At 52.5% G+C, this 24,057-nt stretch carries 25 protein-coding genes; 11 read left to right on the top strand and 14 right to left on the bottom strand.

Annotation, left to right across the window (positions count from 1 at the left end; all coding sequences use genetic code 11):
• The first annotated feature begins 38 nt into the window (after positions 1-38).
• On the top strand, positions 39-1,004 hold the full coding sequence (locus OGV65_RS17070) for a PDR/VanB family oxidoreductase (protein ID WP_049282147.1): 966 nt from the start codon (positions 39-41) through the stop codon (positions 1,002-1,004).
• Positions 1,005-1,053: 49 nt separating this feature from the next.
• Here OGV65_RS17070 and rnd read toward each other — a convergent pair whose 3' ends face one another.
• The 5 genes from rnd to yoaA form a co-directional block, all read right to left on the bottom strand.
• On the bottom strand, positions 1,054-2,169 hold the full coding sequence (gene rnd, locus OGV65_RS17065; protein ID WP_016156789.1) for a ribonuclease D: 1,116 nt from the start codon (positions 2,167-2,169) through the stop codon (positions 1,054-1,056).
• Between the two features lie 84 nt (positions 2,170-2,253).
• On the bottom strand, positions 2,254-3,939 hold the full coding sequence (gene fadD, locus OGV65_RS17060; protein ID WP_141875278.1) for a long-chain-fatty-acid--CoA ligase FadD: 1,686 nt from the start codon (positions 3,937-3,939) through the stop codon (positions 2,254-2,256).
• A gap of 204 nt (positions 3,940-4,143) precedes the next feature.
• Positions 4,144-4,728: a Slp family lipoprotein gene (locus OGV65_RS17055; RefSeq protein ID WP_016153384.1), complete on the bottom strand. Its 585-nt coding sequence runs from the start codon at positions 4,726-4,728 to the stop codon at positions 4,144-4,146.
• Positions 4,729-4,822: 94 nt separating this feature from the next.
• The gene (gene tsaB, locus OGV65_RS17050) at positions 4,823-5,518 is read right to left on the bottom strand and encodes a tRNA (adenosine(37)-N6)-threonylcarbamoyltransferase complex dimerization subunit type 1 TsaB (RefSeq protein ID WP_047500618.1); all 696 of its coding nucleotides are present in this window, start codon (positions 5,516-5,518) and stop codon (positions 4,823-4,825) included.
• Positions 5,519-5,576: 58 nt separating this feature from the next.
• Positions 5,577-7,487 carry a DNA repair helicase YoaA gene (gene yoaA / locus OGV65_RS17045; RefSeq protein WP_286455251.1) on the bottom strand — a complete coding sequence of 637 codons (1,911 nt, stop codon included), beginning with the start codon at positions 7,485-7,487 and terminating at the stop codon, positions 5,577-5,579.
• Between the two features lie 141 nt (positions 7,488-7,628).
• On the opposite strand from yoaA, the gene OGV65_RS17040 reads away from it, so the two are divergent.
• Positions 7,629-7,973, top strand: coding sequence for a RidA family protein (locus OGV65_RS17040; protein ID WP_016153387.1), 345 nt, complete (start codon positions 7,629-7,631; stop codon positions 7,971-7,973).
• 6 nt (positions 7,974-7,979) lie between these two features.
• On the opposite strand, the gene OGV65_RS17035 is transcribed toward OGV65_RS17040, so the two are convergent.
• Positions 7,980-8,159 (bottom strand): YoaH family protein, encoded by a 180-nt coding sequence (locus OGV65_RS17035; RefSeq protein ID WP_016153388.1) that lies wholly within the window; start codon positions 8,157-8,159, stop codon positions 7,980-7,982.
• Between the two features lie 83 nt (positions 8,160-8,242).
• Here OGV65_RS17035 and pabB point away from each other — a divergent pair, with 83 nt between their 5' ends.
• From pabB to pdeD, 4 genes are all read left to right on the top strand, one after another.
• On the top strand, positions 8,243-9,604 hold the full coding sequence (gene pabB / locus OGV65_RS17030) for an aminodeoxychorismate synthase component 1 (RefSeq protein ID WP_186336862.1): 1,362 nt from the start codon (positions 8,243-8,245) through the stop codon (positions 9,602-9,604).
• Between the two features lie 3 nt (positions 9,605-9,607).
• Positions 9,608-10,186, top strand: coding sequence for a CoA pyrophosphatase (locus OGV65_RS17025; RefSeq protein WP_016153390.1), 579 nt, complete (start codon positions 9,608-9,610; stop codon positions 10,184-10,186).
• A gap of 183 nt (positions 10,187-10,369) precedes the next feature.
• Complete coding sequence (sdaA, locus tag OGV65_RS17020) at positions 10,370-11,734, top strand: L-serine ammonia-lyase (protein ID WP_016153391.1); 1,365 nt, start codon at positions 10,370-10,372, stop codon at positions 11,732-11,734.
• Between the two features lie 130 nt (positions 11,735-11,864).
• Positions 11,865-13,466: a cyclic di-3',5'-guanosine monophosphate phosphodiesterase PdeD gene (gene pdeD / locus OGV65_RS17015; protein WP_153690277.1), complete on the top strand. Its 1,602-nt coding sequence runs from the start codon at positions 11,865-11,867 to the stop codon at positions 13,464-13,466.
• A 6-nt stretch (positions 13,467-13,472) separates the two neighbouring features.
• Here pdeD and yoaE read toward each other — a convergent pair whose 3' ends face one another.
• A complete protein-coding gene (gene yoaE / locus OGV65_RS17010) occupies positions 13,473-15,032 on the bottom strand; it encodes a CNNM family cation transport protein YoaE (RefSeq protein ID WP_016153393.1) in 1,560 nt (519 codons plus the stop codon).
• Complete coding sequence (locus OGV65_RS25530) at positions 15,020-15,178, bottom strand: protein YoaL (protein WP_407056503.1); 159 nt, start codon at positions 15,176-15,178, stop codon at positions 15,020-15,022. The genes yoaE and OGV65_RS25530 overlap by 13 nt, the downstream gene beginning before the upstream one ends.
• Positions 15,179-15,491: 313 nt before the next feature.
• Here OGV65_RS25530 and manX point away from each other — a divergent pair, with 313 nt between their 5' ends.
• The 5 genes from manX (at position 15,492) to mntP (ending at position 19,696) form a co-directional block, all read left to right on the top strand.
• Entirely contained in the window at positions 15,492-16,454 is a 963-nt protein-coding gene (gene manX, locus OGV65_RS17005; RefSeq protein WP_047416602.1) for a PTS mannose transporter subunit IIAB, read from the top strand.
• A 58-nt stretch (positions 16,455-16,512) separates the two neighbouring features.
• On the top strand, positions 16,513-17,313 hold the full coding sequence (gene manY, locus OGV65_RS17000) for a PTS mannose transporter subunit IIC (RefSeq protein WP_016153395.1): 801 nt from the start codon (positions 16,513-16,515) through the stop codon (positions 17,311-17,313).
• Positions 17,314-17,325: 12 nt separating this feature from the next.
• A complete protein-coding gene (locus OGV65_RS16995) occupies positions 17,326-18,177 on the top strand; it encodes a PTS mannose transporter subunit IID (RefSeq protein ID WP_016153396.1) in 852 nt (283 codons plus the stop codon).
• 60 nt (positions 18,178-18,237) lie between these two features.
• On the top strand, positions 18,238-18,696 hold the full coding sequence (locus OGV65_RS16990) for a DUF986 family protein (RefSeq protein ID WP_016153397.1): 459 nt from the start codon (positions 18,238-18,240) through the stop codon (positions 18,694-18,696).
• A 433-nt stretch (positions 18,697-19,129) separates the two neighbouring features.
• Positions 19,130-19,696, top strand: coding sequence for a manganese efflux pump MntP (gene mntP, locus OGV65_RS16985; RefSeq protein WP_016153398.1), 567 nt, complete (start codon positions 19,130-19,132; stop codon positions 19,694-19,696).
• Here the strand turns inward: mntP and rlmA are convergent.
• The 6 genes from rlmA to mgrB all read right to left on the bottom strand — a co-directional run bounded on the left by rlmA (position 19,693) and on the right by mgrB (position 24,035).
• Positions 19,693-20,502: a 23S rRNA (guanine(745)-N(1))-methyltransferase gene (gene rlmA, locus OGV65_RS16980; RefSeq protein ID WP_286455250.1), complete on the bottom strand. Its 810-nt coding sequence runs from the start codon at positions 20,500-20,502 to the stop codon at positions 19,693-19,695. The two genes, mntP and rlmA, sit on opposite strands and share 4 nt — an antisense overlap.
• A gap of 63 nt (positions 20,503-20,565) precedes the next feature.
• The gene (gene ftsI2, locus OGV65_RS16975; protein WP_016153400.1) at positions 20,566-22,311 is read right to left on the bottom strand and encodes a peptidoglycan DD-transpeptidase FtsI2/PBP3(PARA); all 1,746 of its coding nucleotides are present in this window, start codon (positions 22,309-22,311) and stop codon (positions 20,566-20,568) included.
• Positions 22,312-22,530: 219 nt separating this feature from the next.
• The gene (cspE, locus tag OGV65_RS16970; protein ID WP_001062678.1) at positions 22,531-22,740 is read right to left on the bottom strand and encodes a transcription antiterminator/RNA stability regulator CspE; all 210 of its coding nucleotides are present in this window, start codon (positions 22,738-22,740) and stop codon (positions 22,531-22,533) included.
• Between the two features lie 12 nt (positions 22,741-22,752).
• The gene (locus OGV65_RS16965) at positions 22,753-22,896 is read right to left on the bottom strand and encodes a DUF2627 domain-containing protein (protein WP_006684179.1); all 144 of its coding nucleotides are present in this window, start codon (positions 22,894-22,896) and stop codon (positions 22,753-22,755) included.
• 636 nt (positions 22,897-23,532) lie between these two features.
• Positions 23,533-23,817 carry a YebO family protein gene (locus OGV65_RS16960; RefSeq protein WP_016156797.1) on the bottom strand — a complete coding sequence of 95 codons (285 nt, stop codon included), beginning with the start codon at positions 23,815-23,817 and terminating at the stop codon, positions 23,533-23,535.
• A gap of 74 nt (positions 23,818-23,891) precedes the next feature.
• Entirely contained in the window at positions 23,892-24,035 is a 144-nt protein-coding gene (gene mgrB / locus OGV65_RS16955) for a PhoP/PhoQ regulatory lipoprotein MgrB (RefSeq protein ID WP_016153402.1), read from the bottom strand.
• Positions 24,036-24,057 lie beyond the last annotated feature (22 nt).

Here is a 24,057-nt window from a genome sequence, read left to right as displayed (position 1 = left end):
GCTGAGCCGCGTCGGACAGATTTTTTAGGGAGGCCGCAATGTCTGATTATCAAATGCAAGAAGTCCGGGTCAGCCGGATTGAGACGATTACCGCGCAGGTAAAATGCTTCACCTTAACGGCGACCTCAGGCGAGTCGCTGCCTGCGTTTCAGGGTGGCAGCCATGTTATCGTGCAGATGCGCGATGGCGAGAACCTGTACAGCAATGCGTACTCGCTGATGAGTTCACCACGCGATACGCGCGCCTATAAAATCGCCGTACGCCTGGAGGAAGCGTCCAAAGGCGGCTCACGATATCTGCATCAAAACGTGAAGCCCGGCGACACACTCACGATCTCCACACCAAACAATCTCTTCGCCCTCGCCCCTCAGGCACAAAAACATCTGTTGATTGCCGGAGGTATCGGCATCACACCGTTTTTATCGCAACTCCCGGAGCTGGAACAATCTCAGATGCAATGGCAACTGCACTATTGCTCTCCCAGCCAGGAGACCTGCGCGTTTCATGACGAACTCATGCAACACCCCAGCGCCGATCGCATTCATCTGCACCTGTCGAACGCAGGCACCCGCCTCGATTTAGCCCGTCTGCTGGCAGATGTTGAACCCGGCACGCATATCTACACCTGTGGCCCTGCGGTGCTCAACGATGCTGTCAGAGAAGCGGCTTCCCGCCTTGGGCTGGACAGCAATACGCTACATTTCGAACAATTTGCCGTGGAAGAGAAAGGCGGCGACGCCTTCACTCTGGTACTGGCGCGTTCCGGGCGCGAGTTTGTGGTCCCGGAAGAGATGACCATTTTGCAGGTTATCGAAAATAACAAAGCCGCCCGGGTTGAGTGCCTGTGCCGGGAAGGTGTTTGCGGCACCTGCGAAACGACGATTCTGGAAGGGGAAGCGGATCACCGCGATCAGTATTTCAGCGACGACGAAAAAGCCAGCCAGCAAAGCATGCTCATCTGCTGCTCGCGCGCCAAAGGTAAGCGCCTGGTGCTCGATCTGTAGCGTTGCGCAGGCCGGGTCAGCAAACGCGCGACCCGGCGAGCCTGGTGACTTACTGCGGGTATTCCTGCAGCAGCGCGTTGAGGCGATCGGACATCAATTCGCCACGCCAGCCGGAAACCAGCTCTGGCAGGGATTGCTGCGGCTTTAATTTCCAGTGCCAGTTGAGCAACTGGTTGATCTGGCGACGCGAAGCAAGAAGTTCGACGCTGAGATTATGTTCCGCACTCACCTCGGCAACCAGCGCTTTGATGGCTTTGAACGCCTTGCGATACCCTGGCATATCCATCAAATTCAGCAGCGGCTGCGGCAGCGACTCTTCCGGTAAAGCCTGGGCCTTTTCCACCAAGGCGATCAGCGTTTTACCGTGGAAACGAATTTCGCTCCCGGAAAGACCCAGGCTATCCAGTTCACCCAGGCTGCCCGGCATATAACGCGCCACCGCCCACAGGTGCTCTTCACGCACCACGAAGTTTACCGCCAGATCGCGCTCGCGTGCTTTACGCAGTCGCCAGTCGGCAAGCAATTGCAGGCAGGCTAGCTGACGGGTGCGCAGTTGCCATGCGTTGGTGATGTCACGCCAGGCGTCTTCTGGCGCCAGAATCTCCTGGCGACGCTGTTGCATTAAGCGGCATTCGTCCAGCGCGGCTGGCAGCCAGCCGCTGGCTTCGGTTTCAGCCATCAGTTTTGTGGTGATCGGTAACAGATACCAGACGTCAGCCGCCGCGTATTCGCACTGACGCTCGGTCAGCGGTCTGGCCAGCCAGTCGGTACGCGATTCGCTTTTGTCGAGCGCCACCCCCGTAAACTCTTCCACCATCGAGGCGAAGCCCCACGACAGCGGACGACCGCAAAACGCAGCCAGGATTTGTGTGTCAATTAACGGCTGCGGAAGTTCGCCAAAAGCGTTGAGAAACACTTCCAGGTCTTCACTTCCCGCATGCAGGAATTTGGTGATGGCGGTATCACGCAGAATATCGCGCAGGGGCGACCAGTCGGTGATCCCTAGTGGATCAATCAGAGCAACGTGTTTGCCATCAAAGAGTTGGATCAGCCCCAACTGCGGATAATAGGTACGTGTGCGAACAAATTCGGTATCCAGGGCTATCGCCGGAAATTCACGGACGGCTTCGCACAGCGTGGCTAACGCGTCGTCCGTGGTGATCATTTGATAATTCAAATCGTGCTCTCTTAGGTTTGCGCCAAAAAAAACGCCGGTTTACCCGGCGTTTTCTGCTGGCTGACTTAACGCTCAGCCTTTATTGTCCACTTTGGCGCGCGCTTCGTCACGTAATTCTCGTCGCAAAATTTTACCGACGTTAGATTTCGGCAACTCGTCGCGAAACTCCACCAGCTTCGGTACTTTATAGCCCGTCAGGTGACGACGGCAGAAAGTGATAAGCACCTCATCAGTTAACGAGGCATCTTTCTTCACCACGAAAATTTTCACCGCTTCACCGCTGCTGCCCGACGGAACGCCGACCGCAGCCACTTCCTGTACGCCAGGATGTTGCATAACCACGTCTTCAATTTCATTTGGATAGACGTTGAAGCCGGACACCAGGATCATATCTTTCTTACGATCGACAATACGCAGGAAGCCTTCATCATCCATCACCGCAATATCGCCGGTGTGCAGCCAGCCGTCTTTAACGATTTCGTCGGTGGCGTCTGGTCGCTGCCAGTAGCCCAGCATCACTTGCGGACCTTTCACGCACAGTTCGCCCGGTTCTCCCGGCGGCACTTCGTTATCGTCGTCATCCACCAGTTTGACCTCGGTGGAAGGAACCGGTAACCCGATACTGCCGCTGTGGTAGTCGATATCATGAGGGTTGACGCTCACCAGAGGGGCACACTCCGTCAGGCCATAGCCTTCCAGCAGATACTGACCCGTCAGCTTCACCCAACGTTCAGCTACCGCCTGTTGAACCGGCATCCCGCCGCCTGCCGAAAGGTGCAGTGACGAGAAGTCCAGTTGTTGGAACTCTTTGTTATTCAGCAGCGCGTTAAACAGCGTGTTGACGCCGGTCATGGCGGTGAACGGATACTTCGCCAGCTCTTTTACCAGTCCCGGAATATCACGCGGGTTGGTAATCAGCAGGTTTTGACCGCCCAGCTCAATAAACAGCAGACAGTTCATCGTCAGCGCAAATATGTGATACAGCGGTAGGGCCGTCACCACCAGTTCTTTACCCGGATGCAGCAACGGGCCATACGTGGCGTTAACCTGCTCAAGGTTAGCCAGCATGTTACGGTGCGTAAGCATCGCGCCCTTAGCCACACCGGTAGTCCCCCCGGTATATTGCAGGAACGCCAGATCTTCCGACACTACTTCGGGTTTCACATACTGCATGCGATAACCGTTTTGCAGCGCGCTACGAAAAGAGATGGCATCCGGCAGGTGATATTTCGGTACCAGACGCTTGATATACTTGACGACAAAGTTAACCAAGGTCCCTTTGGCGGTCGACAGCTGATCGCCCATACGCGTCAGGATCACGTGTTGCACCGACGTTTTGTCGACGACTTTTTCCAGCGTGTGGGCAAAGTTAGACACGATGACAATCGCCGACGCGCCGCTGTCGTTGAGCTGATGTTCCAGCTCGCGAGGCGTGTACAGCGGGTTCACGTTCACGACGATCATGCCGGCACGTAAAATCCCAAACAGTGCGACCGGATATTGCAGCAGGTTCGGCATCATCAGCGCGACGCGATCGCCCTTCTTCAGCCCGAGTCCCTGTTGCAAATAGGCCGCAAATGCCCGGCTACGCTCTTCAAGCTTGCGGAAGGTCATCACCTCCCCCATGTTTACAAACGCGGGCTGATCGGCATACCGTCTTACTGAGTGTTCAAAGAGTTCCACCAGGGATTGATAACGGTCAGGATTGATCTCCGCAGGAACACCAGCGGGATAACGGTTAAGCCAAACCTTTTTCAATACATCACCTCTAAAATGCGTATTCGTCGTCATCACAACCCCAGGCAATAAACAAACTGTTAACATAATATTAACTCAGCGTACCAGTTTGTTTATTACACAACGACAAGGTTGCGAAGCACGTCACTATTTATTTTTCTTATATCCACGTTAATGCAGAAACAGCGGACGAGCCGCTGTTTCTTTTACTCATAAAACAAAGAGTTACTCAGTTACTATGGTCTGAACCTGTGCCGGGCCGGGATTGTACCATCCCCATCCGCCGTAGCCACCGTAAGGCCAGCCACGCGCACCGTAGAACCAGGGGTCGATCGGCTGCGGCGGCATAACAATTTGCTGAGTAATATGCCAGCGTTTATAGCCAGTTACCTGCATCAGCATGAATTTATACGGTGTATTACCGATTTTTCCATCCACAGTACCGCTAATCGGACCGACGACGGTAACCAGTTGTCCGCGGAAGTCCACCGGGTCGAGGAAGCCATTTACATCAGCATAAATTCGCCCGCGGGAGGCTTCGCCCAGCACCGGTCGCGCCCCGCTATCAAGAGGAACAGTGGCAATTTCCAGACGGGATTTCCCCTGCTGGTTCTGAATATCCACCACTTTACCGCCGAAACGCGCTTCCTGTCCGACATACAGCTGTGGCGCATTCATCACCCGCACCAGATCCTGCTGCGGCGTAGGGCTCGAACCTTTAATCGCGTCAGGGATGGTGACACAACCGCTAAGCATTAACGCGAATGCGCCCGCCAACACACCTTTCAATAACTGCTTTTGCACCGCCATATTGCGACTCCCTTTTCTTAGCTTCTGCCCCGACCAATTCACCATGCTGCGCACTGACGGCTGTGCGAATTGACCAGGGATGTACTACTAAGATTCATTCTTTACCGGGAAGTTTCTTCCATGCCACGGTGTTACGTAAATAAACCGGTTCCGCATGTTCAACCGCCACGGTCTTACCGGCAGCCAGCATTTGCGTGGCAACAGGCAGCATATCTTCAGCCGCCGGAAGCAAAACGTCGCCATCGCTCAGCGTCAGACCGCTGTCTTTACCGAGCTCAGGCCAGGCAGGCCAGCCCGTTCCGACCGTTACCCACTCGCCAGACAGTTGCAGTAAACGCGCATGCACCTGCTCGGGGGTTAGCACCGCTTCGGTTTCTTCACCGTGCCAGTTGCCGTTCTCATCACGCAGGTATTCGGCCCAATAGACTTCGCCCATTCGCGCGTCGATCGCGGCCAGTACGCGGGTCGCGCCCGACTTACGCCAGGCTCCCTGCGCCATTGTTGCCAGGGTGGAAATGCCGATCATCGGTAAATTCGCGCCTAACGCCAGCCCCTGAGCAATGCCAATCCCAATACGTACACCGGTGAAACTGCCAGGACCGCGACCAAACGCCAGAGCGTCGATATCGGTTAACGTGAGATCGCCAGCGGCCAGGATTTCCTCGACCATTGGTAAAATTCGTTGGGTGTGTTCTCGTGGGCAAAGCTCGAAATGAGCCTTGGTAGTACCGTCATTCCACAGGGCAACAGAGCACGCCTCTGTGGCGGTATCGATAGCCAGAATTCGCATGGGTGTTTGTGATCAGGTCAATAAATTTGGCGCGCATCTTACCACACTCCGTAACAAATTACTCAGTCGTTGGTATGGCAAGAAAACGAACAGCGCGAGCAATATCACGCGTCCGCGGCGCAGGCGGAAGGCTTGCCAGGAAAGTGGCACCGTAAGGTCGCATCACCAGACGGTTGTCGCAAATCACCAGCACCCCGCGGTCGTCGGCGTCACGAATCAGACGCCCCACGCCCTGTTTCAGGGTGATTACCGCATCCGGCAACTGAACGTCTTCAAACGGATCGCCGCCGCGCAAACGGCAGTCCTCCATCCGCGCTTTTAACAGCGGATCGTCCGGCGAGGTGAACGGCAGTTTATCAATAATCACCAGCGACAACGTATCGCCACGCACGTCCACCCCTTCCCAGAAGCTGCTGGTGGCAACCAGTAACGCATTACCTGCGCTGACAAACTGCTGTAACAGTTGCCCTTTACTGGTTTCGCCCTGCAGCAGCACGGGAAGGGTCATGGTGGCGCGGAATTGTTCAGCCAGATCGCGCATCATCGCGTGCGAGGTACACAGCATAAAGCAGCGCCCGTTGTTCGCTTCGATAATGGGACGCAGCATGGATGCCAGCTGACGCGCCGCTCCCGGTTGGTTGGTTTGCGGGAGATTACGCGGCACGCACAGCAGCGCCTGGCGGGTGAAATCAAATGGACTTGGCAGCAGCATCGACTCGGCATCTTCAATACCCAGCCGCGCGGTGAAATGATGAAGGTCATCGTTTACCGACAGCGTCGCGGAGGTAAAAATCCAGCAGCCCGGCTTCTGTTCCATCACTTCTTTGAATTTATCCGCCACCGTGAGCGGCGTCAGCGCAAGGGTGAAATGGCGCGAGGTGCATTCATACCAGTAGCTGAAACCTGGCTGGTTGATCTCTTTCAGGCGCTTCAGACGAGTACGGTAAAGCGTGGCACGTTCAAACGCGGCATCCAGCAAGGCGGAACGTCCGAGAGACAGTTTCGCCACGTCGTAACACAGCTCCAGCGTGTCATCGAGCAACAAAAACGCGCGCTGCACGCGCGGGTCGGCCAGCAGTTCCCGCAAGTTTCCTCGATAGCCCGGCTCGCCCAACTGCAGACGGAAGTCCTGCGCGCTTTGCGCCAGCCGGTCGGCGCATTTTTGAAGCTGCTGAGTGTCTTTCAGCTCGGTGCGATAGGCAATGGTGATGTCTTTCGCCAGATCCAGCAGTTGGCGGCTGGAGAGCGATTGACCAAAATACTGGCTGGCGATATCCGGTAACTGATGCGCTTCATCGAAGATCATCACTTCAGCTTCCGGGATCAGCTCGCCAAACCCACTCTCTTTCACCACCATATCAGCGAGAAACAGATGGTGGTTTACCACGACGACATCTGCATCCATCGCCTTCTTGCGCGCTTTCACGACAAAGCACTCTTTGTACAGCGGGCACTCGCTCCCAAGGCAATTATCATTTGTGCTCGTCACCAGCGGCCAGGCCTGAGAGTCTTCCGCCACGCTGACGCAGGTGCTGATGTCACCATCAAGGGTTTGATTTGACCAGGAACGTAGCAGAATGACGTCACTTAAAGTCTGTACCGGCAGGTCACCGCCCGCCAGCGCCTGTTGTTCGAGACGCTCAAGACACAGATAGTTTGAACGCCCTTTCAGTAGCGCCAGTTTACCCGTGAATTCCAGAGCCTTCGCTACTGTGGGTAGATCGCGGCTGTATAGCTGATCCTGCAACGCCTTCGAGCCCGTGGAGACAATTACTTTCTTTCCGGCACGCAGCGCGGGGGCAAGATAAGCGTAGGTTTTACCCGTTCCTGTTCCGGCTTCGACAACAAGCGGCTGTGATTTTTCGATGGCATGACTGACGGCGAAGGCCATCTGCCGCTGTGGTTCACGCGGTTTAAAACCGGGTATCGCTTTAGCCAACTGACCGTCTGCTGCAAAATCGTCCGTCACACTGCCCCCTGTTCATTTGAACAGGGATTATGTCAGGCCAGCGGCTCTTTCGCCAGTTGAAGAGGTGACGTGGACACAACATTATGGCAGTCTTGGCGCAACCCGAAGCCATTATGAAAAAACGTAAATGAGGAATGATTTATGACGATTGTGCGCATTGATGCCGAAGCGCGTTGGTCCGACGTGGTTATCCACAACAACACGTTGTATTACACCGGCGTACCGGAAAATCTGGATGCCGACGCCTTTGAGCAAACGGCAAATACGCTGGCGCAAATTGATGCGGTGCTGGAAAAACAGGGCAGCAGCAAGTCACGTATTCTTGATGCCACCCTGTTCCTGGCGGACAAAAATGATTTTGCCGCCATGAACAAAGCCTGGGACGCATGGGTTGTTGCTGGTCACGCGCCGGTACGTTGTACCGTTCAGGCCGGGTTAATGAACCCGAAATACAAAGTTGAAATTAAGATTATCGCTGCGGTATAAGCGGCGTTATTCGTCTTCATCTTCAAAACGCGCCACGATCCGCTCGCCGGTATGGCTGGCGCGTAATTCAGCAGCCACTTTCGTAATCGCCTCGCCACTGCTCATCCCCTGGGATATCAGTTCATGAATGCGTTCAACCGCCTGTTGCTGCTGATCGTGCGTGAGTGAAGGTAAACCTGCAATCATGGTGAACTCCTGCTAAATTATTAGCGCTAATTATTTCATGCTACCCGGCACATAGCCAGTGAAGTAGCAACGAGTCAGGACTGATGAAGACGTTATCTCCCGCTGTAATCACACTCCCCTGGCGTCTGGACGCCGCTGAGCACTATTTTGCCACATTAAGCCACCAGCCCTGGGCAATGCTTTTGCATTCAGGCCATGCCGACCATCCGCATAATCGCTTTGATATTCTGGTCGCCGACCCCATTACCACGCTGGTCACACATGCAGAAGAGACCGTTGTGCATGACCATCACGGCACTATGCAAACGGTTGATGATCCGATGACGGTTTTACGTTCGGCGCTGACATCGCTGACTATTCAGCCCGATTATAATCCCGATTTTCCCTTCCAGGGAGGCGCATTGGGTCTGTTCGGTTATGACTTAGGCCGTCGTTTTGAATCTCTGCCAACGGAAGCCGAACAGGATATCACGCTACCGGACATGGCGGTTGGCATTTACGATTGGGCGCTGATTGTCGATCATCAGTTGCAAAGGGTGTCGCTACTTAGCCACTCCGATGTACAGGCACGACGCCGTTGGCTGGAAAATCAACAGATACCCGTGCGCGAACCGTTTTCGTTAACATCCTCGTGGCAGTCCAACATGACCCGCGCGCAGTATGGTGAAAAGTTCCGTCAGGTGCAGCGTTATCTGCACAGCGGCGATTGCTATCAGGTCAATCTTGCCCAGCGTTTTCAGGCGCATTATCAAGGAGATGAGTGGTTGGCGTTTGTACGTCTCAACCATGCGAACCGCGCCCCGTTCAGTGCGTTTATACGTCTTGAGGAAGGGGCGATTCTCAGCCTTTCACCTGAACGTTTTATTCTGCTGGAAAACCAGCATATCCAGACGCGCCCGATTAAAGGCACGCTGCCCAGACTTGAAGATGCCGATGCCGATCGTCTACAGGCTCAATCTTTGGCGAACTCGCCAAAGGATCAGGCGGAAAACCTGATGATCGTCGATTTAATGCGTAATGATATCGGCCGCGTTGCCGAACCCGGTTCGGTACAGGTTCCGGAACTGTTTGTTGTCGAACCGTTCCCTGCCGTTCATCATTTGGTCAGCACCATTACCGCGCGTCTGCCAGAGTCATTGCACGCCACTGACCTGCTGCGCGCCGCCTTCCCCGGCGGCTCTATTACCGGTGCGCCAAAAGTGCGGGCAATGGAAATTATTGACGAACTGGAACCGCAAAGACGCAACGCCTGGTGCGGTAGCATTGGCTATCTGAGCTTTTGCGGCAATATGGATACCAGCATCACCATTCGCACGCTGACAGCCACCAACGGACGCATTTATTGTTCCGCTGGCGGTGGCATTGTGGCGGACAGCCAGGAAGATGCGGAGTATCAGGAAACGTTTGATAAAGTGAATCGTATTTTGCACCAACTGGAGAACTGACACGTGGAATACAGCAGCCTGACGCTTGATGATTTTTTATCGCGCTTTCAACTCCTGCGCCCGCAGGTTAATCATACTGCGTTAAACCAGCGTCAGGCCGCCGTACTGATCCCCGTCGTGCGTCGTGCACAGCCGGGGTTACTATTAACTCAGCGTTCCGTTCATCTGCGCAAGCATGCCGGACAGGTCGCCTTTCCCGGCGGCGCGGTGGATAGCAGTGATGCCTCGTTAATTGCCGCCGCCCTTCGCGAAGCGCAGGAAGAAGTGGCGATCCCACCATCCTGCGTGGAGGTGATTGGCGTTCTGCCGCCGGTGGACAGCGTGACCGGTTTCCAGGTCACGCCGGTGGTAGGCATTATCCCGCCAAATTTGCCGTATCGCGCAAGTGTTGATGAAGTTTCCGCCGTGTTTGAAATGCCGCTGGCACAAGCCCTGCATTTAGGTCGTTATCATCCGCTGGATATCTACCGTCGCGGCGATTCACATCGTGTATGGCTTTCCTGGTATGAGCAATATTTCGTCTGGGGAATGACCGCCGGAATAATTCGTGAGCTGGCGCTGCAAATTGGCGTCAAGCCCTGACTATACTTATCTTTACGCACACCATAGACAACTTGAAACTCAGGTCACAACATTAGTAAAACCGCGGTTATCTATTAGTTTAATTCATGTGAATAGTTAAGCCGATCGCCGCGTTCCCTCTTACACTATGCGCAGTTATAACATCGTTACTGGAAACCCCAGTCGCCCTGTAGGAGTATTATCGTGATTAGTCTATTCGACATGTTTAAGGTGGGGATTGGTCCCTCATCTTCCCATACCGTAGGGCCTATGAAGGCGGGTAAACAGTTCGTCGATGACCTGGTCGAAAAAGGATTACTGGACAGCGTTACTCGTGTCGCCGTCGACGTGTATGGTTCACTGTCGCTCACGGGTAAAGGTCACCATACCGATATCGCCATTATTATGGGTCTGGCGGGCAATGAGCCTGCTACCGTAGATATTGACAGCATCCCCGGATTTATCCGCGACGTGGAAACGCGTGGACGCCTGCTGCTTGCGCAGGGCCAACACGAAGTGGATTTCCCGCAGAATGACGGAATGCGTTTTCACAACGGCAACCTGCCGCTGCATGAAAACGGAATGCAGATCCACGCGTACAGTGGCGAAACCGTCATTTACAGCAAAACCTACTACTCTATCGGCGGTGGATTCATCGTTGATGAAGAACATTTTGGTCAGGATGCCGCGGGCGAGGTCAGTGTGCCTTATCCGTTCAAATCCGCCACTGAAATGCTGGAATACTGCAACAGCACCGGCCTGTCTCTCTCTGGCATGGCGATGCAGAACGAACTTGCTCTGCACAGTAAAAAAGAGATTGAAGAGTACTTTGGTAACGTCTGGCAAACCATGCAGGCTTGTATCGATCGTGGTATGAACACCGAAGGCGTGCTGCCGGGTCCGCTGCGCGTTCCTCGTCGTGCTTCAGCCCTGCGTCGTATGCTGGTTTCCAGCGATAAGCTGTCCAACGATCCGATGAACGTGATCGACTGGGTGAACATGTTCGCGCTGGCCGTTAACGAAGAAAACGCCGCGGGTGGTCGCGTAGTTACTGCGCCAACCAACGGTGCCTGCGGTATCGTGCCTGCGGTACTGGCCTATTACGATCATTTCATCGAGTCCGTTAGCCCGGATATCTATACCCGTTATTTCCTGGCGGCCGGCGCGATTGGCGCGTTGTATAAAATGAACGCGTCTATCTCTGGTGCAGAAGTGGGTTGTCAGGGTGAAGTGGGCGTAGCCTGTTCCATGGCTGCCGCGGGTCTGGCGGAACTGTTAGGCGCGAGCCCTGAGCAGGTGTGTGTTGCTGCTGAAATCGGCATGGAACATAACCTCGGCTTAACCTGCGATCCGGTGGCGGGACAGGTACAGGTTCCGTGCATCGAACGTAATGCCATTGCGTCAGTGAAGGCGATCAACGCTGCGCGTATGGCAATGCGCCGTACCAGCGCTCCGCGCGTCTCGCTGGATAAAGTCATTGAGACCATGTACGAAACAGGTAAAGACATGAACGCCAAGTACCGTGAAACGTCACGCGGTGGCCTGGCAATCAAAGTTCAATGTGACTAATACTTATTTTTCGCCCATCTGCGACGGATGGGCGAATTTGCCCCCTCTCCCTCGTCTGGCGTAATTTTCCCCACTACACTTGCTCTGTTGCTGTTGGCTACTGTGACCAACGGCTTATCGGGCGGCCCGCATGCAAACAGCGCAAAGGATCATCAAGAACTATCGCCGGAATCGCTTAATCGTCTGCACACTATGTGCACTACTGACGCTCATTCTCACATTAACTGTCCGATTTATTTCGGAGCGTAATTTAAATCATCGCAATACCGTTACCTTTGCCAACCACGCCGTTGAAGAGTTGGATGACGTGCTTTTGCCCCTACAGACCGGACGCGATGTACTGCTACCGCTGATTGGGCTTCCCTGCTCAGTCGCGCGTTTACCTCTGAGTAAGCATGCAGCCAGACTGCAAACGGTACGTTCTATCAACCTGATTCAGAGCGGGGTCCTTTATTGTTCCAGCATTTTTGGCTATCGCAATGTGCCTATTCGCCAACTGGAGCCTGAATTACCCAGTCGGGAGCCGCAATTGCTGCTGTCTACCGACCATTCGTTGATTAAGGGCAGTCCGATCCTGACGCAATGGTATCCAGCATCTGCCGATGGTTCAGATGGCGTGCTGGAAATCGTGAATATTGATTTATTATCGTCCATGTTGCTTGAACCCCAGCCACCGCAAATTACCCATGCCAGCTTAACCGTCGGTAATCGCCATTTGCTATATGGACAGGGTGTTGTCGATACGCTACCTGAACTGGATAATGAAAAACGCTACCAGCTCTCATCGCAACATTTCCCCTTTACTATCAGCGTCACCGGTCCGGGTGCCAGCGAACTGGCTATAAAACATCTACCAACACAACTGCCGCTGGCGGTGATCCTAAGTTTTTTAGTGGGCTACCTGGCATGGCTGGCGACCGCCAGCAGAATGAGCTTCTCCTGGGAGATAAATCTGGCCCTTGCTGCACGGGAATTCGAGCTGTTTTGCCAGCCGCTACTTAATGCGCAAACCCAGCAATGTATGGGAGTGGAAATCCTTTTACGCTGGAATAACCCGCGCCAGGGTTGGATCTCTCCCGAAGTGTTTATTCCCATCGCAGAGGAGCACAACCTGATTGTGCCGCTTACCCGTCATGTCATCGCAGAAACCATTCAGCAACGGCACGTATTCCCGATGAGCAGCCAGTTTCATATTGGGATAAATGTTGCCGCCAGCCATTTTCGTAACGGTACGCTGCTAAAAGATCTCAACCAGTACTGGTTCAGCCAGCACCCTATTCAGCAGTTGGTTATCGAACTCACCGAGCGCGATGCGTTACTGGATGTGGATTATCGGGTCGTGCGCGAGTTAAATCGGCTTGGCGTAAAGCTGGCAATTGACGATTTCGGCACCGGCAACAGCTCGCTCTCCTGGCTGGAAAAGCTTCGCCCGGATGTGCTGAAGATTGATAAATCATTTACCTCGGCAATCGGGACAGACGCCGTGAACTCAACCGTCACAGACATCATTATCGCTCTGGGGAAAAAACTGAATATCGAACTGGTGGCGGAAGGCGTTGAAACACAGGCGCAGGCACAGCATTTACGCCGACACGGCGTACATTTATTGCAAGGCTTTTTGTACGCAAAGCCGATGCCGCTGCGCGATTTTCCCAAATGGCTGGCGGGCAGCACGCCGCCGCCCGCCCGGCATAACGGGCGACACAGTATGCACGTTATGCCGTTTCGCTAACCCCGCTTACTCGTCTTCGTCGTGAGCGGGTTGTTCTTTAACAATGCGAACTAAATCCACACGATAGTCATTGGCTTCGACAATCGTAATGCTCAACGGTGCAACATCGATAACATCACCTACGCGTGGAATATGGCCGTTAGCGGCAATGACTAAACCTGCCACCGTGGCAATGTCTTCATCTTCATTCACTAACGTATCCACGTCCAGCGCCTGTTGCAACGCATGCAGATCGGTACCACCTTTCACCAACCAACCGCCTGCATCAGCAATAATTTCAGGCGTTTCATCGGCATCCGGGAATTCACCGGCAATAGCTTCTAATACGTCCAACGGCGTGACCAGACCCTGGACTACACCAAACTCGTTAGTGACGATAACAAAGCTGCCGCGAGCGCGTCGCAGAACACCTAACAGATTGATAGGATCCAGCGTTTCCGGGACAATAATAGCCGGAGACGCAGAGGCAATGGCCGCCACATCCACACCGTCTTCCAGCGCGACCAGCAGCTCTTTAGCACGCACAATACCGATGATTTCATCCAGTTCGCCACGACACACCGGGAACAGGCTGTGTGGTGACGAGAGCAATTGCTCGCGAATTTCCTCCACGCTCAGGTCTGCATCAACCCAGCTAATTTCGCCACGAGGCGTCATAATGCCACGTAATGAACGCGACGCCAGAGACAGGACGCCGTTGATCATATAGCGTTCTTCTTCCACAAATGCGCCTTCCGGGACGGGAACCGGCACCGGGTTGTCGGATTCCATCTGCGCGCTGGCCTGACTTTTACCCCCCATCAGACGCAGGATTGCATCGGCAGTGCGCGCACGCAGCGGCAGCGTCGACTGGTGGCGAATAAAGTTCCGACGGGCAATCTGGTTAAACAACTCAATGATGATTGAGAAGCCAATCGCCGCATACAGATAGCCTTTCGGAATATGGAAGCCAAACCCTTCGGCAACCAGGCTCAGACCGATCATTAACAGGAAGCTCAGACACAGCACCACCACCGTCGGATGTTGGTTCACAAATCGTGTTAGCGGCTTAGAAGCCAGCAGCATCACGGCCATAGCAATCACGACCGCCGCCATCATCACCGGCAGATGGTTGACCATACCGACCGCCGTAATAACGGCATCCAGCGAGAACACCGCATCGAGGATGACAATCTGCGTCACAACAACCCAAAAACTCGCATACCCTTTTGCCTGGCCGGTATCATGTTCACGGTTTTCCAGCCGCTCATGCAGCTCTGTCGTGGCCTTGAACAAGAGGAAGATCCCCCCCAGCAGCATGATCAGATCGCGCCCCGAGAACGAGTAGTCCATTACCGTAAATAGCGGCTTAGTTAGCGTCACCATCCACGAAATCACGGACAACAAGCCCAGGCGCATAACCAGTGCCAGTGACAAACCGATTAAACGCGCTTTATCTCGCTGTTTTGGCGGCAGCTTATCAGCCAGGATCGCAATGAAGACCAGGTTATCAATACCCAGAACAATTTCGAGAACGACAAGCGTGAGCAAACCCACCCAAATCTGCGGGTCCATTAATAATTCCATGACAAGCTCCTGCTTAAGAAATGACCAAACTGCGCGCTGAGGATCTCAGGCGTTGAAGCGATATGCAGAGAAAATTTGTGGCAAAAAGTGCCAATCTGACAGGCTTGATTCGGCCTGATAGTGAAATGACGTCGGTGACGATCCATATGGTGAGCTACTGCCCTATACTCCTGAGTAATTAAACCGATGCTAAACATAACAGAGACAACTGTTTTTTAGCAAAGATTTACCTTCCTTTGCAATAAGTTGTTTCGGAGATATTTTACCCTTCGAAATTTCTTTTCATCGGAAGTTAAATTACGGATCTTCATCACATAAAATATTTTTTTCGATATCTAAAATAATTCACGAAAATAATAGGTTTTTCTTTGTAACCCTTATCTGAATCGATTCGATTGCGGACGACGATTCAAATACATCTTCACGTTGATGTGTTAACGATAATAAAGGAGGTAGCAAGTGACCATTGCTATTGTTATAGGCACACATGGTTGGGCTGCAGAGCAGTTACTTAAGACAGCAGAAATGCTGTTAGGCGAGCAGGAAAACGTCGGCTGGATCGATTTCGTTCCAGGCGAAAATGCCGAAACGCTGATTGAAAAGTACAACGCTCAGTTGGCAAAACTCGATACCAGTAAAGGCGTGCTGTTTCTCGTTGACACATGGGGAGGCAGCCCGTTTAACGCTGCGAGCCGCATTGTCGTCGATAAAGAGCATTACGAAGTCATCGCCGGTGTAAACATTCCCATGCTGGTTGAAACCTTCATGGCGCGTGATGACAACCCCAGCTTCGATGAATTAGTAGCACTGGCCGTTGAAACCGGTAGCGAAGGCGTGAAAGCGCTGAAAGCAAAACCGGTGGAGAAAGCCGCTCCAGCACCAGTCGCGGCGCCAAAAGCAGCAGTTCCCGCCAAACCGATGGGTCCGAACGATTATATGCAGATCGGCCTGGCGCGTATTGATGACCGCTTAATCCATGGTCAAGTGGCAACTCGCTGGACCAAAGAAACCAACGTAACACGCATTATCGTCGTCAGTGATGAAGTTGCCGCCGATACCGTGCGTAAAACGCTGCTGACCCAGGTTGCACCTCCGGGTGTGACGGCGCATGTGGTTGATGTCGCGAAAATGATCCGCGTCTACAACAACCCGAAATATGCAGGTGAGCGTGTGATGCTGTTGTTTACCAACCCGACCGACGTAGAACGTATCGTTGAAGGTGGTGTGAAAATTACCTCTGTAAACATTGGCGGTATGGCTTTCCGTCAGGGGAAAACGCAGGTAAACAACGCAATTTCTGTCGATGAAAAAGACATCGAAGCCTTCAAGAAACTCAACGAACGCGGTATTGAGCTCGAGGCTCGTAAGGTTTCTACCGATCAGAAACTGAAAATGATGGATTTGATTGCCAAGGTGAAATAACGCCCTGGCATTTACTTAGTTTTCACACTTAAGTCTGTATAGCAATAGGAGAAGTACAATGGAGATTACCACTCTTCAGATTGTGCTGGTGTTCATCGTCGCATGTATCGCGGGTATGGAGTCGGTACTCGATGAATTTCAGTTCCACCGTCCGTTGGTGGCCTGTACGCTGATTGGTGCCGTTCTCGGTGATATGAAAACCGGTATCATCATCGGTGGTACCCTGGAAATGATCGCCCTGGGCTGGATGAACATCGGTGCTGCGGTTGCACCTGATGCTGCACTGGCCTCAATTATCTCTACCGTTCTGGTTATCGCGGGTCACCAAAGCATTGGTGCAGGTATCGCGCTGGCTATCCCACTGGCAGCAGCAGGCCAGGTACTGACCATCATCGTTCGTACTATCACCGTAGCATTCCAGCACGCAGCGGATAAGGCGGCAGAAAACGGTAACCTGACGGCGATCTCCTGGCTGCACGTATCCTCCCTGTTCCTGCAGGCTATGCGTATCGCTATCCCGGCGGTAATCGTGGCGATTTCTGTTGGTACCAGTGAAGTTCAGAGCATGCTTAATGCCATTCCGGAAGTAGTGACCGGCGGTCTGAACATCGCAGGGGGTATGATCGTAGTGGTTGGTTATGCGATGGTCATCAACATGATGCGCGCAGGCTACCTGATGCCATTCTTCTACCTCGGCTTCGTCACCGCGGCATTTACTAACTTCAACCTGGTTGCTCTGGGTGTGATTGGCGCAGTAATGGCTATCCTCTACATTCAGCTGAGCCCGAAATATAACCGCGTAGCCGGTGCACCTGCTGCTGCGGCTGGCAATAACGATCTCGATAACGAACTGGACTAGCAGGTGAGCGAAATGGTTGATATGACTAAAACTACCACCGAGAAAAAACTCACTCCGAGTGACATTCGTGGCGTGTTCCTTCGTTCTAACCTGTTTCAGGGTTCCTGGAACTTCGAACGTATGCAGGCGCTGGGTTTCTGTTTCTCCATGGTGCCGGCTATCCGCCGCTTGTACCCGGAAAACAACGACGCACGTAAGCAGGCTATTAAGCGTCACCTGGAATTCTTTAATACCCATCCGTACGTAGCAGCCCCCGTATTGGGCGTTACGCTGGCGATGGAAGAGCAGCGTGCAAACGGCGCAGAGATTGACGATGGTGCCATCAACGGTATCAAAGTTGGTCTGATGGGACCGCTTGCAGGCGTGGGCGACCCGATCTTCTGGGGTACCGTACGTCCGGTATTCGCCGCACTTGGCGCAGGTATCGCGATGAGCGGCAGTCTGCTTGGACCACTGCTGTTCTTCATCCTGTTTAACCTGGTTCGTCTGGCAACCCGTTACTACGGTGTGGCATACGGCTACCGTAAAGGTATCGATATCGTTAAAGATATGGGCGGTGGCTTCCTGCAGAAACTGACTGAGGGGGCGTCAATCCTCGGCCTGTTTGTCATGGGGGCATTGGTTAACAAGTGGACGCACGTAAACATCCCGCTGGTGGTTTCCACCATCACCGGTCAGGATGGTCAGACTCGCGTCACCACTGTGCAGACTATCCTTGACCAGCTGATGCCGGGTCTGGTTCCTCTGCTGTTGACTTTCGCCTGTATGTGGCTGCTGCGTAAAAAAGTGAACCCGCTGTGGATCATCGTTGGCTTCTTCGTCATCGGTATCGCGGGCTACGCTGTCGGACTGCTCGGCCTGTAAGACTGTTGTACACCGCCGGGGGCTTGCCCCCGGTTTTTCTATTTAGAGGGTTGAGGATTCATGACTATCACGGACCTGGTGCTGGTTCTTTTTATCTTTTCGCTGCTGGCGTATGCCATTTACGATCAGTTCATCATGCCCCGCCGTAATGGCCCTACTCTGCTGTCTGTCGCCCTGCTTCCTCGTAGCAGAGTCGACAGCGTTATCTTCCTTGGCTTGATTGCTATTCTTATCTACAACAACATCACCAGCCACGGCGCGCAATTTACCACATGGTTATTATGTGCACTGGTATTGATGGGACTGTATCTGTTCTGGATCCGTACGCCAAAAATCATCTTCAAACAGAAAGGCTTTTTTTTCGCCAATGTCTGGATTGAATATAACCGGATTAAAGAGATGAATTTATCTGAAGACGGTGTCCTGGTGATGCAATTAGAACATCGAAGATTACTGATTCGCGTACGTAATATAGACGATCTCGAAAACATATATAAACTTTTAATTTCAAATCAGTAAGTTACAAATATAGCCTGAACTATGTTTTTTATATATCCATTCAAAAATAAACATAGCTAAGGCTATATCCCACTGCTCATAATGTTATTAATTTTAACGTTTTATTTATAAATAAATCTAAATGAAAATCGTTTTCAATTAGAGGCCAAATATTATTTCTGCGTTTCTTGTTTTATATTCTCAAAATATGTTAAGGTTGCGCCCGTCGTTGGGGAGTAGCCGATTTCCAGACTCCGGAAATGTACGTGTCAACATACTCGTTGAAAAACGTGGCGCGTACGGACTGATCTTACAGGTTCAGTCAGGCGAGACCATAGGCACATCAACTGCAATGCATACCTGAATGGCGCTGTATTTACAGTGATTCCAGCCTGTATGCATGGTTACTGGGGGCAGTGATGTGTGTTATGGATACCCCGGTCAGGACGCTGTTATGAATCTCACCGCTACTGTTCTTCTTGCTTTCGGCATGTCGATGGATGCTTTCGCTGCATCAATTGGCAAAGGCGCCACCCTGCATAAACCCAAATTTTCTGAAGCACTGCGCACCGGCCTTATTTTCGGCGCCGTTGAAACGCTTACGCCGCTCATTGGCTGGGGCATGGGTATGCTCGCCAGCAAATTTGTACTGGAGTGGAACCATTGGATCGCCTTCATTCTGCTGATCTTTTTAGGCGGACGAATGATAATAGAAGGCTTTCGTGACGACGGGGATGAAGATGAAGAGCCACAGCGCCGCCATGGCTTCTGGCTGCTGGTCACCACCGCCATTGCAACCAGTCTCGACGCAATGGCCGTCGGGGTGGGTCTGGCTTTCCTGCAGGTCAACATTATTGCCACAGCGCTGGCCATCGGCTGCGCCACGTTGATTATGTCTACGCTCGGCATGATGATCGGTCGTTTCATTGGCCCGATGCTGGGCAAGCGAGCTGAAATTTTGGGCGGGGTGGTACTGATAGGTATTGGCGCCCAGATCCTCTGGGCACACTTCCACGGTTAATTCAGGCGCTGCCAGATATGAATACTAAAGTCTGTCTGGCAGTCAAACGTCGTTTTTCCGGCTAACGTTTCCCACACTTCCGGCTTTGCCCGCCAGGCGAACGGCGTCATTTGCAGTAACGCAACGGCCTCGCTACCTTTGAGCTGCATCTGATACCCCAGCGCAAGACTCTCTTGCAGAACAAAACCGTCCAGTTGCTCAGTGTGTGGCGCATGCAAACGCACCTCATCATAAATCAGCCCTTTCAGCTCCATTAAATGACGCGGACCCGGCGTGGCGGTAATAACCCAGCCCCCCGGTTTGACCACGCGAGCCAGCTCCGGCGCTTTACAGGGCGCATAGATCCGGATGACGGCATCCATTGACTCGTCGGCAAACGGCAGGCGATGGCTGGAGGCAACGCAAAAGATCACCTGCGGATAACGTCGGGCTGCGGCCTTAATCGCCACTTTAGAGACGTCAAGACCAAAGGTTGTACAGCCCGTCAGCGCATCGGCAAACGCATGGGTGTAATACCCTTCCCCACAGCCAATATCCAGGATCGCCGCATCTTCTGAACTCAACCTCTGGGTGAGCGCATCCACAATTGCATCGCGCAGCGGCTGATAGTGTCCGGCATCAAGAAATGCCCGGCGCGCCTGCATCATCTCCGCGCTATCACCCGGATCGCGCGAACGTTTGTGCTGAACCGGCAGTAAGTTGACATACCCTTCTTTCGCCACGTCAAACTGGTGCCGCCCAGGGCAGACAAAACTGTTATTCGCTTGAGTAAGAGGCTGGTGGCAAAGAGGACAGGAAAACGACATGACAACTCCGGCAGGTGACTTAAGGGCGCAAGTGTAACGCGAAATGCGCCCTGGGAAAATAACTTACAGCGACGGCGAGGATACGTTGCTGCCGTGCATTACCAGAAGATGATCGGAGCCGGGAGGCATACCGTCCGGCTTTACGTTTTCCAGACGCAGGACATCGCCCATTATCTGGCTGAATACCGGCGCGGAGACTGCCCCCCCATAATAAGCACCGTTTTGCGGGTTATTTATAACCACAACCAGCGCGAACTTTGGGTCGCTTGCTGGCGCAACGCCCGCCGTATAGGCCACATATTTATCGACATATTTGCCGTCATCGCCAATTTTCTTTGCCGTTCCGGTCTTAACCGCGACGCGATAATCTCTGACCGCGGCCTTGGTTCCCCCGCCGCCGGGTAGCGCGACGCTTTCCATCATATGTTCAACCTGGTGAACCAACGCCTCCGGCATCACCCGCGTACCTATTACCGGCGGATCGATACGCGTAATAGAAAGGGGTCGATAGATACCAAAACTGCCGATGGTGGCATATACATGCGCCAGCTGGAGCGGCGTCACCATTAATCCATAACCAAATGCGAAGGTTGCCCGGTCCAGATCGCTCCAGTAGCGGCGTTGAGGCATTAATCCGCGACTTTCCCCGGTTAAACCCAGTCCGGTTGGATCGCCAAAGCCAAAGCTTTTATAGGTATTCAGTAATTTCTGTACCGGCATCGCCAGCGAAAGGTGTGACACGCCGGTATCGCTCGATTTCTGCAAAATCCCGGTCAGCGATAGCTCCGGGTAAAATCCGACGTCGCGGATGCGATGGCCATCAACAATAAAAGGATGAGTATCAATCACGCTGTCAGGCTGTACTATCCCCTGCTGCAGAGCGGTCATAATCACCAGTGGTTTTACGGTTGAACCGGGTTCAAAGGTATCGCTAATCGCACGATTACGAAAATCATCCAGCACCGCGCCATCACGGTTATTGGGATTGAAATCGGGAAAGCTTGCCATGGAGAGTATTTCGCCGGTGGCAATGTTGACCAGCACTGCGGCCCCTGATTCCGCTTTATTCCATGTCACGGCATTGTCCAGCGCGTCTTCAGTAACCGTCTGCAAGCGCTCATCAATGCTGAGCTGTAATTCATGCGCAGGCACCGGCATCACTTCCGTGATATTTTCGATGACATGGCCAAATTTGTCTTTCCGTACCAGGCGGGAGCCGGGTTTGCCCATCAACTGGCTATTGAAGCTTTTCTCCAGCCCTTCAATCCCCTGACCGTCAATGTTGGTGAAACCAATCAGATTGGCCGCAACATGTCCGGCAGGATAAAAGCGGCGGGACTCTTCACGCAGGTTGATTCCCGGCAGATCCAGTTTGTCGACCCATTCTGCCTGCTGAGGGGAGATCTGGCGCGCCAGATAGATAAACCGCCCGGCTGGATTGCTGTTAACGCGTTCAGCCAGCGTGCTGAGAGAAATATGCAGCGTCTTCGCTAACGCCTGCCAACGTTCGTTATAGCCAACGCCACCCTTGCTGATAATCGTCTTCGGATCGGCCCAGACGGCGTTAACCGGAACGCTTACCGCCAGCGGTCGCCCTTCTCTGTCGGTTATCATTCCGCGTGGCGAAGCGATGGACACCTCGCGTAAGGAACGCATGTCTTCCTGTTTTACCAGATTCGTCGGCGTGACAATTTGCAACCACGCAACCCGCCCCAGCAGCAATCCAAGGCTCAATAATATTGCCACACAAAGCAGGGCAAAACGTACGGGAGTAAAATTGCGCGCATCGCCGTCGTTTTTCTTTTTCACCCGATCTCCAACACGATAGTTTTTCAGGTGTCTGATTTAACGGGAAATGCCGCAAGAAAGCGGGGAAAACTATGCTACGAATATCACGCCTTTGCAACAAAGCGCTAATGGATGGGCATTCAGTAATATTTTGACGTAATTTGAATTAAAAAGCCCCGCATAAGCGAGGCTTTATATCTGAGATGGATGCGCAAAAGCGCTTCAAATCAGTGGTGTCGATCAGATAGCTGTTACGTTAACAGCAGCCGGACCTTTCTGGCCGTCCTGAATTTCGAACTCAACGTTCTGGCCTTCAGCCAGAGTTTTGAAGCCGTTACCCTGGATAGCGGAGAAGTGTACGAACACGTCTTTGCTGCCATCAGCCGGAGTAATGAAACCAAAACCTTTAGACTCGTTGAACCACTTAACTTGACCTTTAATCTTTGCCATTTGCAAAATTCCTTAGAGTATTTTCTTCGCCCGCGGGCATAACATAGATAAAACTGAGACATTACTGCTTGAGGCACTAATATAAGGTTCGGCAGAGAAGCGGTATTCAACGTCAACGTGTTTACTCAGGACTTCTTTACTGAAAATGCCACACATAAACAGAACTGTACCTCGTTTAACCCAAAACGTGTTATCACATACAACGTTAATAATGGCAAGCCATTTTTAAACGTGTCTCGATCGGTCGCACAAATCCCATCGTCCATCAAACAGCAACTGCACAGTTATGCGCCAGGTCGAGTAGAATTATATTCTCACCTCTCTCCCCTATCCCCGCCTGACTTGCGCCATAGCTGGGATATTTCTACCATAGCTCAATAGCTTCAGTTGTTCCAGGTTATCTGTTACGGGTTCTGCCAGATATCATTTTTTATGCTTAGTAATGCATAAAATGTCACAAGCGTAAAAATGAGATCCGCCTTCTGGTTTTGCACCAAAATAATGAAAGAATGATGACAAGGCACAAAAAAAGTAAGAGAAACGTTTCGCTGTTAATAAAACGATCGTTATCACAAAAATGACATAATCATATTTTTTACGTATGGAAGATTATATTTATATCAGACTGGGGATAAGATATTAATTAGTCGGAGCATCTGAAAATACTGAGAATAGATGACTGCCCGGCCGCCAATTACACGACGGGGACAGAAGAAAATAATCTGACACGCTGACGACAGGATGAAGCAACTGAGAACAACAACAGCCTTTCCTCATCCTGCCATACCTTTTTTACCGCTCAGCTACCAGGCGGATGATGTCATCGTCTTCATCCTTAATGGGCAGTGCAGTAGGCTCTGCTGCTTTCTCGGGTTCGTTAGCTTCGCAAAGGCGACGTAACAAAGCGTTCTGTCTTTTTTGCTGATCTAACAATGCCTCAAGCAGCTCAATCTGCTCGTTAGTACGCGAACTTGCCCGATTGATAAAAAACCAAAGAACAAGCCCAACAATCAGAACCACCACCGATACCGCTAAAGACGCAAAACTCAACGCGCCAGAATTCAAAACTTCGTTCATTTTACCACCTCAATGTAGACAGTGTAGTTTACCACTGCCGCACAAGAAGGTAATCAACTGTTGCGAAAATGCGCTTACCAGGGAATAAATTTATTGAAGGCACAAATACCGCTGAAAAATTGTACGTCCTGATCGCACATGATGTTGAACACCTGCGCCCACATCAGTATGCATACCAGTACAACAACAATCAGCACTACCCAGCGAATTTTTTTCACTCCAGCTCCACTCTTCAACTCC

This window comes from Citrobacter sp. Cb004 (genome assembly GCF_030337065.1).
GTDB classification, from domain to species: domain Bacteria; phylum Pseudomonadota; class Gammaproteobacteria; order Enterobacterales; family Enterobacteriaceae; genus Citrobacter; species Citrobacter braakii.
Note: the sequence above shows the minus strand (reverse complement) of the source record. Positions and strands in the feature narration are given on the sequence as shown.